The 13,413-nt window shown below is 72.9% G+C and carries 18 protein-coding genes; 7 read left to right on the forward strand and 11 right to left on the reverse strand.

Features of this window, described 5'->3' with window-relative positions:
* Positions 1-64: 64 nt before the first annotated feature.
* The 3 genes from cmk to der are packed head-to-tail and all read left to right on the forward strand — an operon-like array spanning position 65 to position 2,964.
* Positions 65-769, forward strand: a complete 705-nt coding sequence (gene cmk, locus ASC60_RS20735) for a (d)CMP kinase (protein WP_055553167.1) — start codon at positions 65-67, stop codon at positions 767-769.
* Entirely contained in the window at positions 766-1,446 is a 681-nt protein-coding gene (locus ASC60_RS20740) for a 1-acyl-sn-glycerol-3-phosphate acyltransferase (protein ID WP_055553169.1), read from the forward strand. Before cmk ends, ASC60_RS20740 begins: the two co-directional genes overlap by 4 nt.
* Before the next feature lie 54 nt (positions 1,447-1,500).
* A complete protein-coding gene (gene der, locus ASC60_RS20745; RefSeq protein WP_055553170.1) occupies positions 1,501-2,964 on the forward strand; it encodes a ribosome biogenesis GTPase Der in 1,464 nt (487 codons plus the stop codon).
* 69 nt (positions 2,965-3,033) lie between these two features.
* On the opposite strand, the gene ASC60_RS20750 is transcribed toward der, so the two are convergent.
* Positions 3,034-3,456 carry a hypothetical protein gene (locus ASC60_RS20750; RefSeq protein ID WP_055553172.1) on the reverse strand — a complete coding sequence of 141 codons (423 nt, stop codon included), beginning with the start codon at positions 3,454-3,456 and terminating at the stop codon, positions 3,034-3,036.
* Positions 3,457-3,461: 5 nt separating this feature from the next.
* Positions 3,462-4,286 (reverse strand): hypothetical protein, encoded by an 825-nt coding sequence (locus ASC60_RS20755; RefSeq protein ID WP_055553174.1) that lies wholly within the window; start codon positions 4,284-4,286, stop codon positions 3,462-3,464.
* Between the two features lie 269 nt (positions 4,287-4,555).
* On the opposite strand from ASC60_RS20755, the gene ASC60_RS20760 reads away from it, so the two are divergent.
* The 3 genes from ASC60_RS20760 to ASC60_RS20770 all read left to right on the forward strand — a co-directional run bounded on the left by ASC60_RS20760 (position 4,556) and on the right by ASC60_RS20770 (position 7,775).
* On the forward strand, positions 4,556-5,794 hold the full coding sequence (locus ASC60_RS20760; protein WP_055553176.1) for a glycosyltransferase family 4 protein: 1,239 nt from the start codon (positions 4,556-4,558) through the stop codon (positions 5,792-5,794).
* A 14-nt stretch (positions 5,795-5,808) separates the two neighbouring features.
* Complete coding sequence (locus ASC60_RS20765) at positions 5,809-6,717, forward strand: hypothetical protein (RefSeq protein ID WP_370592948.1); 909 nt, start codon at positions 5,809-5,811, stop codon at positions 6,715-6,717.
* A gap of 65 nt (positions 6,718-6,782) precedes the next feature.
* Positions 6,783-7,775: a YafY family protein gene (locus ASC60_RS20770; protein WP_055553180.1), complete on the forward strand. Its 993-nt coding sequence runs from the start codon at positions 6,783-6,785 to the stop codon at positions 7,773-7,775.
* A gap of 45 nt (positions 7,776-7,820) precedes the next feature.
* On the opposite strand, the gene ASC60_RS20775 is transcribed toward ASC60_RS20770, so the two are convergent.
* From ASC60_RS20775 to gvpO, 8 genes are all read right to left on the reverse strand, one after another.
* Positions 7,821-8,099, reverse strand: coding sequence for a gas vesicle protein K (locus ASC60_RS20775; protein ID WP_055553182.1), 279 nt, complete (start codon positions 8,097-8,099; stop codon positions 7,821-7,823).
* Positions 8,096-8,299, reverse strand: coding sequence for a gas vesicle protein (locus ASC60_RS20780; protein WP_055553184.1), 204 nt, complete (start codon positions 8,297-8,299; stop codon positions 8,096-8,098). Before ASC60_RS20780 ends, ASC60_RS20775 begins: the two co-directional genes overlap by 4 nt.
* A 146-nt stretch (positions 8,300-8,445) precedes the next feature.
* The gene (locus ASC60_RS20785; RefSeq protein WP_055553186.1) at positions 8,446-9,285 is read right to left on the reverse strand and encodes a GvpL/GvpF family gas vesicle protein; all 840 of its coding nucleotides are present in this window, start codon (positions 9,283-9,285) and stop codon (positions 8,446-8,448) included.
* Positions 9,282-9,662, reverse strand: coding sequence for a gas vesicle protein (locus ASC60_RS20790; RefSeq protein WP_234357049.1), 381 nt, complete (start codon positions 9,660-9,662; stop codon positions 9,282-9,284). The genes ASC60_RS20785 and ASC60_RS20790 overlap by 4 nt, the downstream gene beginning before the upstream one ends.
* On the reverse strand, positions 9,641-9,847 hold the full coding sequence (locus ASC60_RS20795; protein WP_055553188.1) for a gas vesicle protein GvpG: 207 nt from the start codon (positions 9,845-9,847) through the stop codon (positions 9,641-9,643). The genes ASC60_RS20790 and ASC60_RS20795 overlap by 22 nt, the downstream gene beginning before the upstream one ends.
* Entirely contained in the window at positions 9,847-10,566 is a 720-nt protein-coding gene (locus ASC60_RS20800; protein ID WP_055553190.1) for a GvpL/GvpF family gas vesicle protein, read from the reverse strand. Before ASC60_RS20800 ends, ASC60_RS20795 begins: the two co-directional genes overlap by 1 nt.
* An 11-nt stretch (positions 10,567-10,577) precedes the next feature.
* Positions 10,578-11,042, reverse strand: coding sequence for a gas vesicle structural protein GvpA (locus ASC60_RS20805; RefSeq protein ID WP_055553192.1), 465 nt, complete (start codon positions 11,040-11,042; stop codon positions 10,578-10,580).
* Between the two features lie 51 nt (positions 11,043-11,093).
* A complete protein-coding gene (gene gvpO, locus ASC60_RS20810) occupies positions 11,094-11,399 on the reverse strand; it encodes a gas vesicle protein GvpO (RefSeq protein WP_055553194.1) in 306 nt (101 codons plus the stop codon).
* Positions 11,400-11,804: 405 nt separating this feature from the next.
* Between gvpO and ASC60_RS20815 the strand changes: the two genes are divergently transcribed.
* The gene (locus ASC60_RS20815) at positions 11,805-12,020 is read left to right on the forward strand and encodes an I78 family peptidase inhibitor (protein ID WP_055553196.1); all 216 of its coding nucleotides are present in this window, start codon (positions 11,805-11,807) and stop codon (positions 12,018-12,020) included.
* A gap of 130 nt (positions 12,021-12,150) precedes the next feature.
* On the opposite strand, the gene ASC60_RS20820 is transcribed toward ASC60_RS20815, so the two are convergent.
* Positions 12,151-13,197, reverse strand: coding sequence for a phosphatase PAP2 family protein (locus tag ASC60_RS20820; RefSeq protein ID WP_055553197.1), 1,047 nt, complete (start codon positions 13,195-13,197; stop codon positions 12,151-12,153).
* Between the last annotated feature and the right edge of the window lie 216 nt (positions 13,198-13,413).

Raw genomic sequence — 13,413 nt, forward strand, 5'->3', positions numbered from 1 at the left:
TGTCCGGGGCTCAAACAAGCTCCGTTCAAACCCAGCCCCGTGCATACGAAAGGTGTCTGTCACCGTGGAAACCGCCGCCCGGACCGCCCCGGCAGCAGTGATTGTCGCGATCGACGGCCCCGCAGGCACGGGCAAGTCCAGTACCTCCAAGGCCGTCGCGGCCAAGCTCGGCCTCGGCTACCTGGACACCGGCGCCCAGTACCGGGCGATCACCTGGTGGATGGTGGACAACGGCATCGACGTCGAGGACGCCGTCGCCGTGGCCGACGCCGCCCGCAAGCCGGTCATCGTCTCCGGCACCGACCCGGCCGCTCCGACCATCACCGTCGACGGCACCGACGTCTCCGGGCCGATCCGCACCCAGGAGGTCACCTCCCGGGTCAGCGCGGTCAGCGCGGTCCCCGAGGTGCGCCAGGTGATCACCGAGCTGCAGCGGACGATCGCCACCGAGGCACCGCGCGGCATGGTCGTCGAGGGCCGGGACATCGGCACCACCGTCCTCCCGGACGCCGACCTCAAGATCTTCCTCACCGCCTCCGCCGAGGCGCGGGCCGCCCGCCGCAGCGGTGAGCTGAAGGGCAAGGACGCCTCCGACCTGGCCGCCACCCGGGCGGCGCTCGCCAAGCGGGACGCCGCCGACTCGGGCCGCAAGGCATCGCCGCTGGCCAAGGCCGACGACGCGGTCGAGGTGGACACCACCGACCTCACCCTCGACCAGGTCATCGAATGCGTGGTCACGCTGGTCGAGGAGAAGCGGGCCGCCGCATGACCGCCACCGCCGACCCGGAGCTGCCGAGCGCGGCCGGCGCCGCGGTGGGGCGCCGCATCGGCATCGGCCTGATGTACGGGCTGTGGCGGCCACGGGTGCTGGGCGCCTGGCGGGTCCCGTCCGCCGGCCCCGTCATCCTGGCCGGGAACCACTCCCACAACGTCGACGGCCCGATGATCATCGGGACCGCGCCCCGCCCAGCGCACTTCCTGGTCAAGAAGGAGGCGTTCGTCGGTCCCCTGGACCCGTTCATGCGCTCCGTCGGCCAGCTGAAGGTGGACCGCACGACCGCCGACCGCACCGCGATCACCCATGCGCTGGGTGTGCTGGAGCGCGGCGGGGTGCTGGGAATCTTCCCCGAGGGCAGCCGCGGCGAGGGCGACTTCGCGTCGCTGCGCTCGGGGCTCGCGTACTTCGCGGTGCGGTCCGGCGCCCCGATCGTGCCGGTGGCCGTGCTCGGCACCGGCGAGCAGCGTCGCGCCGACGGGCGGGCCCGGGCGCTGCCGAGGCTGCGCAGCCGGATCGACGTGGTCTACGGCGACCCGTTCCAGGCGGGGGACGGCAGCGGCCGGCGGACCCGGGCGGCGCTGGACGAGGCGACCGTGCTCATCCAGAAGCGTCTGGGCGAGCACCTGGGGAGCGCCCGGCGGCTCACGGGCCGCCACGACGAGACATAGACCCGCGTGCCCACCGGGGCACGCGGCACTGAGGGACGACGAGGACATCACTTCATGAACGACCAGATCCACAGCGGCGGCGACGAGCACGGAGAGCTGGGCGACGCCGAGTACGCGGAGTTCATGGAGCTCGCCGCGCAGGAGGGCTTCGACCTGGAGCAGGTCGAGGGCGACCTCGCCGCCGCAGGCCACGGCCCGCTGCCGGTGCTCGCCGTCGTCGGCCGCCCGAATGTCGGCAAGTCGACCCTGGTGAACCGGATCATCGGCCGCCGTGAGGCGGTCGTCGAGGACAAGCCGGGCGTCACCCGCGACCGGGTCACCTACGAGGCCGAATGGTCGGGCCGCCGCTTCAAGGTGGTCGACACCGGCGGCTGGGAACAGGACGTGCTCGGCATCGACGCGTCCGTGGCCGCCCAGGCCGAGTTCGCCATCGAGGCCGCCGACGCGGTCGTCTTCGTGGTGGACGCCACGGTCGGCTCGACCGACACCGACGAGGCCGTGGTCAAGCTGCTGCGCCGGGCCGGCAAGCCGGTCGTGCTGTGCGCCAACAAGGTCGACGGCCCGAGCGGCGAGGCGGACGCGGCGATGCTGTGGTCACTCGGCCTCGGCGAGCCCCACCCGGTCTCCGCCCTGCACGGCCGCGGCACCGGCGACATGCTCGACGCGGTGCTGGAGGCGCTGCCCGAGGCCCCGGCCCAGACCTTCGGGGCCACGGTCGGCGGCCCGCGCCGCATCGCGCTCATCGGCCGCCCGAACGTCGGCAAGTCCTCGCTGCTCAACAAGGTGGCGGGCGAGGAGCGCGTGGTCGTCAACGAGGTCGCGGGCACCACCCGCGACCCGGTCGACGAGCTGATCGAACTCGGCGGGATCACCTGGAAGTTCGTGGACACCGCCGGTATCCGCCGCCGGGTCCACCTCCAGGAGGGCGCCGACTACTACGCCTCGCTGCGCACCGCGGCCGCCGTGGAGAAGGCCGAGGTCGCGGTGGTCCTCATCGACACCAGCGAGTCCATCAGCGTCCAGGACCAGCGGATCATCACGATGGCCGTGGAGGCCGGGCGCGCGCTGGTCATCGCGTACAACAAGTGGGACACCCTCGACGAGGAGCGCCGCTACTACCTGGAGCGCGAGATCGAGACCGAGCTGGGGCAGGTCCAGTGGGCGCCCCGGGTCAACGTCTCGGCCCGTACCGGCCGCCACATGGAGAAGCTGGTCCCGGCGATCGAGACGGCGCTGACGGGCTGGGAGACCCGGGTGCCGACCGGGCGGCTGAACTCGTTCCTCGGCGAGATCGTCGCCTCCCACCCGCACCCGATCCGCGGCGGCAAGCAGCCCCGCATCCTGTTCGGCACCCAGGCCGGCACCCGGCCGCCGCGGTTCGTCCTCTTCGCCTCGGGCTTCCTGGAGGCGGGCTACCGCCGCTTCGTCGAGCGGCGGCTGCGCGAGGAGTTCGGCTTCGAGGGCACCCCGATCCAGATCTCGGTGCGGGTACGCGAGAAGCGCGGCCGCAAGAGGTAGCGGGAGCGGCCGCGGGGGCGCCACCGGGAAAGAGGTGGCGCCCCCGGGGCGCCACGGCTCCGGTGGCGCTCAGCCCCGCCCGTCGCGCCGGCCGGGCGGCAGGGCGGGCAGGTACGTGCGGTAGTACAGCCCGCCGGTGTCCCAGGCCCCGCCGTGGCCGCCGCTGGTCAGGCCGCGGGGCTGGCCGATGGCGCTGAACGCGACGAACCCCAGATCCTCCTCGTCCGACCGGTCGCCGGGCAGCGCCCGGAACAGCCGCCGGTACTCCGCGTACAGCGCGTCGTAGATCGGCGTCGCGGAGTGCCGCCACGGGTCGGGCGACGCCTCCAGCGCCGGGCGCATGGCCGGGATGTGGGCGTAAGAGGGGGAGCGGTAGGGGAGGTCGTATCCGTGCACGTATGTGCCAACGACCAGGACGCCCTTCGGATGCGGCATCGGCGGCGAATGGGCCGCTTGGGTCAGGCGGCGGCAGCCCGGGACGGGGTGGGTCATGCGGATCAGGTGCCCGCGAGCGGCATCGAGGCACCGACCAGCGCGCCGCGCGCCGCGGCCCGGTCCAGGGCGGTCCGCAGCTGGTCCTCCCGCGGCTGGGTGCCGATCGTGCCCGCCGCCGCCGCGTACACCAGGACCTGCTGGGAGCGGCCCACCGCGCCGCGCCAGCCCTCGCTGAGCGGCATCGGGCTGTGCGCCTGCCACCAGGCCACCGGGGAGCCGCCGTTCGCCGCCGGCATCAGCACCGCGTGCAGCTGCCCCATGGCGAGCAGCACCGACCAGCCGGGAATGGCCACCGGCGGCCGGCCGAGGTCCACCACCGGCAGGAAGCCCTGCTCGGTGAGGAGCGGCAGGAAGTCGTCGCCGTGCCCGGTCGCACCGGGCCGGGTGATCGGCCCGGTCGGCTCGACGACCAGCGCCGGGCGCTGCTCCCCGCCCACCAGCACCACCCCGCTGGTGACGCCGAGCACCGCCTGCCGGGGCGGCGGCGGGGCGGAGTGCGGGTAGGCGGCGGGCTGCGCGGGGGGCGGCCCGGCCGCGTACGGCGAGGACTCCTCGGCGGTGATGGACCGTACCGCACCGGCCAGCTGCTCCTCGGAGACCGGGACGACCTGGGAGGGGACGCAGGTGGCGTGCGCGAACGCGAGCACGGCGGTCTCCTGCCCCACGAACAGCACCGTGCTGGTGCGCTCCTGGTCGGAGTTGCCGGGGGTGCGGCAGGACGTGCAGTCGTAGGCGCCCGGGGCGTTGACTCCGGCGAGCAGCCGGTCGGCTTCTTCGTCGCCGATCTCGGCGCGTACGTCATCGCTGACGTCGAGCATGCGCGGCACGGGTGGCTCCTCGGTCTCGGTCCGTGGCCGGGCGGTCCCCGGCTCATACGTAGACAACGGCCATCCACGGCGGGGGTCACGCGGCCACCGCCCGCCACACCTGTGATGCGGGAGTTCCCGTGGAAGTTCCCTGAATTGGCTACCGATTTCCTATCTGTTGGGGAACAAGACAGTGATGCCGCCCAACCCTGCGGCCGCTTTCGTTGTCTTACGTCGTGGTAGGCGGACGAGACACCCCGTCCGCGGGGAAACGGTGGGATACGGGACGGATGCACATCTCATTCCTGATTCACAACGCGTACGGGATCGGCGGGACGATCCGGACCACGTACAACCTCGCCCGCACGCTGGGGGAGCAGCACGACGTGGAGATCGTCTCGGTGTTCCGCCACCGGGACCGGCCGATCTTCGACCCCGGCCCGAACGTGCGGCTCGCGCATCTCGTCGACATCCGTAAGAACAGCCCGGGTTACGAGGGCGACGACCCCGCGTACACGCGGCCCGCGAAAATCTTCCCGGCCACCGAGGGCCGGTACCAGCAGTACAGCGAGCTGACCGACCGCCGCATCGGCGAGCATCTGCGGCGGCTCCGGGCCGATGTGGTGGTCGGCACCCGCCCGGGCCTCAATGTGCACATCGCCCGGGAGGCGCGCCGCGGCCCGGTCCGGGTCGGCCAGGAGCATCTGACGCTCAGCACCCATTCCCCGGGGCTGGCGCGGACCCTGCGCGGCTGCTACCCGCGGCTGGACGCGGTGACGACCGTCACCGAGGCCGACGCCAAGGACTACCGGGGACGGATGCGGCTGCCGGGCGTACGGATCGAATCCGTGCCCAACAGCGTCCCCGCGCCCGGTCTGGAACCCGCCGACGGCACCGGCAAATGGGTCGTCGCGGCCGGCCGGCTCGCCCCGGTGAAACGGTACGACCTGCTGATACAGGCGTTCGCCAAGGTCAGCGAGGCGCGCCCGGACTGGCGGCTGCGGATCTACGGCGGCGGCGAGCAGCGCGCCAAGCTGCGCGCCCTCATCGACAAGCTCGGCCTCTACAACCACGTCTTCCTCATGGGCCCCGCCAACCCCCTGGACCCCGAGTGGGCCAAGGGTTCGATAGCGGCCGTCACCTCCAGCCTGGAGTCGTTCGGCATGACCATCGTGGAGGCGATGCGCTGCGGACTGCCGGTGGTCGCCACCGACTGCCCGCACGGCCCGGCCGAGATCATCGACAATGGCGTGGACGGCCGCCTCGTGCCCTCCGGCGACACCAACGCGATCGCCGGGGCGCTGCTGGACCTCATCAACAACGACGAGCTGCGGCAGCAGATGGGCCAGGCGGCGCTGAAGGACTCCGCCCGCTTCGACCCGTCCCGGGTGGCGGGCCGCTACGAGACCCTGTTCACCGATCTGAGGGCGCGCGGCGGACTGCGCGGCTCGCTGCACCGGGCCCGCGGCTCGCTGGTCGGCGGGGCGCTGGCGACGACCGAGGCGATGCGAAGGGCGCACGCGGCATGAGGGGAACCGGGAGCGTGACAGCGAGATCGGCCGAGCCCACCCAGCCCATCGAGGGGGACAGCATGAGCGAAGCCACCGACGTCGCCGCGGTGCGCGCGGACTGCGTCGCGGACTCCGCCGGCGGGCTCACCTTCCACATCGCGGACTGGGCCCGCCCGGAGCCGGGGAGCTACGACAACTGGAACGGCGCGCTGGTGCTGATGCGGCGCGGCGCCGGCCCCGGCGAGGACGGCGAGGTCCGGCTGCCGCTCGGCCCGACCGCAGACGGGCGGCTGCAGGCCGCGCTGCCCGGTACGGTCGCCCTGCCCGAGGGCCGCTGGGACGTGTTCGTGGCGTACGGGGACCAGGAGCCGCGGCGGCTCGCCCCCGGGCTGCACGATCTGCGCTCGCTGGTCGACCGCAGGCCCGGCCCCAGCACCTCGCCGCTGTCCGTCCGCATCCCCTACGCCACCAAGCACGGCAACCTCAGCTTGCGCACCTGGCGCCGGGCGCCGCACGCCGAGGCCGGGGAGATCCGGCTCGACGACGGCACGATGACGGCCGGCGGGCGGCTGTACCAGGTGGAGTCGCCCGCCGACTGGCTGGACGGCGCGGTGGTGGAGGCCCGCTGCCGCCGGGACCCGGACCTGGTGCGCGCCGCGCCGGTGACGGCGGACGGCGCCGGTTTCTCCTTCACCCTCTCCTACGCGCGGTTCGCGGAGAGCTGGGGCGGCGGCACGGACCTGTGGGACCTGTGGCTGCGCCCGGCGGACGACACGGCGGCCCCGGTCCGGCTCGCCCGGATACTGGACGACGTCGCGGACAAGAAGGAGATCTTCACCTACCCGGCGCGGACGGTCGACGCCCCGCACGGCACCGCCACGGTCCGTCCGTACTACACGGTCGACAACGATCTGTCGGTGAAGGTCGCCGACCCGGACTGAGCGACCGTGAGGCACGCGCCCCTTGAGGACCACCCCTGTCCTCAAGAGCTGGCAGACTCGGCCCCATGTTGGAGACCTCGGCCCGGCTGCTCCGTCTGCTCTCCCTGCTGCAGGCCCACCGCGAATGGTCCGGCGCGGACCTCGCCGACCGGCTCGCCGTCACCCCGCGCACGGTGCGCCGCGACATCGACCGGCTGCGCGAGCTGGGCTACCCCGTGCACTCCACCCCCGGCACGGCGGGCGGCTACCGGCTCGGCGCGGGCGCCCAGCTGCCGCCGCTGCTGCTGGACGACGAGGAGGCGGTGGCGGTCGCCGTCGGGCTGCGCCAGGCCGCGGGCGGCGTCGAGGGCATCGAGGAGACCTCGGTGCGGGCCCTCGCCAAACTGGAACAGGTGCTGCCGGACCGGCTGCGCCGCCGGGTGAGCGCGCTGAGTTCGTTCACCGTGCCGATGCCCGGCGCGGCCCGGGGACCCGGTGTGGACCCGGCCGTCCTGACCGAGCTGGCGAGCGCCTGCCGGGACGCCCAGCGGCTGCGCTTCGAGTACCGCGACCACGGCGGCGCGGTCACCCGCCGCACCGTCGAACCCCACCGCCTCGTCGCCGCGCAGCGCCGCTGGTACCTGGTCGCCTGGGACGTGGACCGGGACGACTGGCGTACGTACCGGGCCGACCGCATCACCCCCACCCCGCCGCACGGTCCCCGCTTCACCCCGCGCCGCCCGCCCGCGGACGACCTCGCGGCCTACGTCTCCCGGGGCGTGTCCCACGCCGTCTACCGGGAACGGGCCACGGTCCTGCTGCGGGTGCCCGCCGAGCGGGCGGCGGAGCGCATCTCGCCCCTGGTGGGGGTGGTGGAGCCGGTCGACGAGCACAGCTGTCTGCTGCACACCGGCGCCCACGTCCTCGACGCGCTGGTGGTCCACATCGCGCTGACCGGCTTCGACTTCGAGGTGCGCGAACCGGCCGAACTGGGCCAGCACATCCGCGCGCTCAGGGACCGGCTGGACCGTTCGCTGGGCCACGACCCGGCCCCGGACCGACCGCGCCCCGGCCCTTGAGCCGCTGGTCCCGCTCCTGCCCGGCCGACGCGCTCAACGGCGCCGTCACTCCCTCGGGGGCAGCAGCGGGCCGAGCGGCCCGAGGTCGAGGTTGAGGTCGGACTCCTTGATGCCGTAGCGGTCGCACAGCGTTCCCATGCGGTCCTCCAGCAGCATCAGGGTCTGCCCGATCCGCTCCTCCTGGTCCTCCGTCAGATCTCCCTGGTCCACCCGGCGCAGCGCCTGCCGCTCCATCAGCTGCCGCAGCAGCTCGACGACGGTCAGGACCAGCTTCATCAGATCGCGCTCGACCGTGTCCTGGTCCAGCTCCAGCTTCCGGCTCACGGTTCCTCCCAGGGCGACGGCACGTTCTCGTTCACCGAGCTGATGAGCGCCCGCAGGTCGATGCGTACGAGATCGACGTCCGCGATGCGCAGGGTCACATCGCCGGTGATGACCACGCCGCCCGCGAGCAGCCGGTCCAGCAGGTCCACCAGGGCGATCTGCCGGTGGGCGAGCGGGGCAGGGGGTGTCTCCCGGATCATGCCGGACTCGCGGGGTCCGGCACGCACGCTCGCCGCGTTGTCGTCGTCGCAGGCAGCGCCGCCGCGCTCTCCTCCTCCGCCTTGCGATCGCACGCCCCGGACCCCGCCCCCTGATCCGGCCTGATCGACACAACACCCCCTCGTCGTCATGGCTCGGCCCGCCCGTTGCCCTCGGCGGCGACGAAGGAGTACGGCGCCCACGGACCGGTCAGCTCCAGCCGCAGCCCCGGCTCCCGCCCGGCCAGCCGACCCACCCGCTCCGCGAACACCTCGCTGTCCTCGCGCGGCAGGAGATACGCCGCGTTGAGCACATTGCGGTCCGCCTCGCCGGACAGCCGTACGTCCTGCGGCGGATGCAGCCGGGCGCCCTCGGCGAGCGCGGCCAGCGTCTCGTGCACCCGGCGCGCACCCTCCTCCGTACGCCCGTAAGCCTCCTCGGCGGCGCGCCGCTGCGCGCCGCGGCGGCGCAGATAGTCGCGGCCCGAGGTGGCGGCCGAGGGGTCGGCGGACGGCTCCTCGGCGGGGGCGGGGGCCGCGTACACCTTGACGCCCCACTCCACCCGCCCCTCCAGCCGGTCCAGCGCCGCCGCGAACCGGTCCCGGCCGGTGGCGAGCAGCCGCCGCAGCCCCTCCTCGCCGCGGCAGACGGTGGCCATCCGGACCGGGATGACACAGGCGTTGGTCCCGGCCGTGTCGACCACCCGCTGATGGGCGCGGGCCACGCCCTCCAGCCACGTCAGGTCCTCCAGCCGCTCGCGCAGCGGCCCCTCGTCGAACTCGGCGGCCGGGACGGATCCCGCCAGCACGGCGAGCCCCAGATGGCGGACGGCGCGCACCGGTTCGCCCGCGACCCCGCGCACCCGCTCCAGGGCGGTGCGCGGGATGCCGTCCTCGCGGACGACGGCGTACGCGTACTCCAGCGTTCCGGTCGCTTCAGCCGCTTCCGCGGTGTCCCTCGCGTCGGTCACATGGGTCGCGTCGGTCATCCGGCCGCCTCCTCGCTCGTGCCGTTCTCCACCGGCGGCGCCGGTGCCGGTGCGGGCGCCGGTGCCGGGTCGCGGCGGGCGCGCGACGACAGCGACGGGTCGTGCTCCCACCAGTCGATGCCCATCTCCCTGGCCTTGTCGACGGAGGCCACGATGAGCCGCAGCTTGATCGTCAGGAGTTCGATGTCGAGCAGATTGATGCGGATGTCGCCCGCGATGACCACGCCCTTGTCGAGCACCCGCTCCAGGATGTCCGCGAGGTTGGCCGAATCACCACGGGTGGCGAGCCCGGACGAGCCCGGGGCACCGTACGGAGCCCGCGAGCCGTACCCCGCCGCGGAGCCGTACGCGGTGGTCACAGGGTCCCGTTCGCCCATTGCTGCGCCTCCTCCATCCGGTCGAGCAGCACGTCCTCCTGCCGCTCGAACTCCGCCTCGTCGATCTCCCCGTCCTCCAGCCGCTGCTCCAGGGCCATCAGTTCGCGCTGGATCGCGGCCGGGTCGTAGTACTCGCGCTCCGCCGCGGCGAGCACCTGTCCGAGCACCCAGCCGATCAGCAGCATCAGGATTCGACGAAGCTGTAGGGCGGCAGCGGGCCGTTCACCCGCAGCTTCATCCAGGGGTGGTCGTTCTCCAGGTCGGCGACCGCTTCGAGCAGCGGCTCGGAGCCGTCCTTGGCCAGCAGCACCGACAGGCTCAGGAACCAGCCGCCGCCCTCGGGGCCGGGGCGCACCGCCTCGGCGGCGGGGGCCAGCGACTCCTCCACGGTCCGCGCGTCGCGCACCTCACGGGCCCGCACCGCGTTCGCCACCCGCTCGCCGAAGCGCATCCGCTCTTCGTAGGTGCCGCCGCCCGCGGCCCGGTTGGCCTCGGCCATCAGCCGCAGTTCCGGCTCCTCGGAGAGCACCTGGTGGAGCACCGCGTCCTCGTCGTGCACCGCCTTGACGTTGTACTCGACGCGGTCGGCCAGCCGCCGCAGCTGGTCCTCGTAGCGGTCGGCGTGCCGGCTCAGCACCGTGCGGACGTCGTCGTCGCTGGCGGAGACCGAGCCGAACCGCATCGGCAGCACCGAGCGCTTGTCGCTCACCTCGGTCAGTACGTGCTGATGGGCCAGCAGATCGCGGCGCCGGGGCTTCAGCTCCGGCGGGCAGTCGCTGACGATCGCGGCCAGTTCGCCCTCGTTGAGGGCGCGCACCGGCAGCGGTGGATCACCGATGCCGAGCAGCGTGTCGCCGAGGTCCGGGAGGGTGCCGCGGGCGATCCCGTACACATAGGTGCTCATCAGCTCTCTCCTCAGCTTTCGTCGGCCTTCTTCGGCGCGGACTTCCGGGCCGCCGGGCGCCGGGACCGGCTACGGGCGGGCGCTTCCTCCGGCTCGGGCTCCTCGTCGCCCCGGAGCGCGTCGGCCACCGAGTGGGCGGCCTTGGAGACGGTCTCGCCGGCCCCGGACAGCGCGCCCTTGGTCTTGCTGCGGGCACCGCTCTCGGTGGCGCCGTCGAGGATCTCGGGGATGCCGGGGGACTTGTTCGGACCGGCCTCCAGGTCGAGGCGGTTGCACGCCTCGGCGAACCGGAGATAGGTGTCGACGCTCGCCACCACGACCCGGATATCGATCTTGAGGATCTCGATGCCGACCAGGGAGACGCGGATGAACGCGTCGATCACCAGGCCGCGGTCGAGGATCAGTTCCAGGACGTCGTAGAGGCCGCTGGTGCCGCCCCCACCCCTGCTCTGCTGTGCTGGAACAACCGTGGTCATGTCGTGTGTGTCCTCTCGTGTCCGGCCGGGCCGGCCGTTTCCCCCTGCCGGTCAGCCGCGGTCACTTCGCCCGCGCTCGTAACGGCGGATGCGCCGGTAGCCGGTGAGCTGGCCGTCCGGGTCGAGAGTCACCTCGTACAAGGCCATCAGGCTCATCGACTCCGGCACCCGGGCCAGTTCCACCACTTCGGCGTCCAGCACCCAGCCGTCGTCGGTCTGCTCCAGGCGGGGCAGCGACTCGGGGTACAGGCCCGTCAGTTCGACGAGCTGTTCCCGGGCGGATCGCAGGAGCGCCAGTGGGCTCGGGCCACTGGTCGCCGTCGTCTTCTCGCGGGTTCCATCGGATGTGTCTGTCATGTTCGCCTCGATGCGCCGGGTACCGCGGTCCCGGCGGGGTAAACCTCGGGGTTCGAATTCCCCGATTTGTGTCGGAATTGTGTGCTCCGGAAGCCGGGTGCCCGATCGGCGCCGGCATATTCCCGCGGCCGTCGAATTCCCCCGGGGCATGTCATGGGCAAGCCCCGCGCCTATACCAGAACCACCTCTTTGCCAGGGGATACCGGCGAAAAGTATCCGTCAGCTTCCGGGCGTCAACCCGCGGCTCGTAAGAGTGACAAAGTCGATGACAAACCCGGGCGTGTTTTCTGTGACACAAGTGTGACGAATGGCGGACGCGGGGCGGACGAGGCTTGTCGGTGTGCTCCGCGGCGCGCCGGAAGGTGTTCCTTTCCCACCCGTTCGGCTGCGCCTACGGTGGCTGTCATGGGACCTGTACCGAACCTTCCGGCCGAACCCGACGACGACCTCGACAGCTATGTGGGGCTCGACGCCCGGAGCGCCGAGGACGTGGCGCGCGAGCGCGGCTGGACCACCGTGCGGGCGCTGCCGCCGGGCGCGATCATCACGATGGAGTACCTGCGCGGCCGCATCAACTTCGAGGTCGCCGACGACGCCGTACGGCGCTGCTGGCGCGGCTGACCGCCCACTCGGAGGGCACGCGACACACGGCGACGGCCCCGGAGGCTCCCTTGGGGAGCCTCCGGGGCCGTCGTCCGCGCCGGGTGCGGGCCGCGGGGGTGTGCGTACCGGCCCGCGGTGGACCGGGCGGCTAGCCGCCCGTGGCCGGGGTGCGGCCGCGCCCGGCCGAGGGGCCGAACGGGGTCGAGGAGCGCGGCACGCGGTCGGCGTGCGGCGGCCGGCGGCTGCCGACCGGGGTGACCGGGGTGCGCTCGGAGCGGACCGTGTGCTGCCGCCCCGCGTGGTGCGGCCGCGCCTCGGGCACCCGCCCGGTGGAGCCCGGCCGGCCGACCACGCTCACCGGCTCGCGGACCGGAGCCTCGTCGTCGCGCGCGGCCCGCGGCGTGGCCAGGGCGGGGCCGGGGGCCGGTCGCGCGGCGGGCAGGGGCACCGGTGCCCGGCCGTCACGCAGCCGCCGGTACAGGCTCAGCAGCAGCATCTCGGCACGGGCCATCGCCGGCTCCAGCCACGGCAGGGCCAGCAGCACCAGCACGCCGGCGGCCCAGCCCAGCACCACGTCGCTCAGCCAGTGGGTGCCCAGGTACACGGTCGTCATGCCGACGCCGAAGGCGAAGCCCGCGGCGATCAGCGAGGCGATCCTGCGGGCCAGGGGAGTGGTCGCCAGATAGGCCAGCACACCCCAGGTGACCACGGCGTTCGCCGTGTGACCCGAAGGAAATATATCGCCGGTGCGCCACATCTCATTGGAGCCGACGCTCGTCGCGTAGTGCGGGCCGAGCCGGCCGAAGCCGATCTTCACGGCGCCCACGGTCATGTTCAGCAGCAGCAGTGAGGTGCCCAGCACCAGCCCCGGGCGCAGGGTGCGCTGCTGGTAGCAGCACCACCCCAGCCACGCGGCGACCGCCACCGCGGTGGGGCCGCGCTGGCCCATCACGACGAAGTAGTCCAGGAACATGTGGAACTCCGGCCACTGCTTGTAGGGCCGGAACAGCATGACCTGCCAGTCGAACTCCACCAGCCAGGAGGTGGTGAGCACGCCGATCACGGTCGCGGCGTAGACCGCGAGGGTGGTTCCGAGCAGCCAGAAGCGCGTTCGGGTCATCCGCGGTCGCGTGGGATCGCGCCGCGCGAGATCGGTGGGTCGCCCCTCCTTGAGGAGCTTGTCTTCGGTACGCACCTAATCGACGTTACATTGCGTGACAGGTGGGTTCAGTCGATCAGGTCGCTTTGTGATGACGATGTGATGTGGGGTGTGTCTCGTCGGTCGGTTTTTGGCCGCCGCTTTCCACGGAATGCACGAGGCCCCGGCGCATTTGTGTGCAGGCCTTCCTATCAGCGATCCGGGATCTCTTTATGGAATTCTTACAGGGGTGTTTATCGGCGATTGGCCGTG

This window comes from Streptomyces sp. NBRC 110028, assembly GCF_001417735.1.
Classification (GTDB): domain Bacteria; phylum Actinomycetota; class Actinomycetes; order Streptomycetales; family Streptomycetaceae; genus Streptomyces.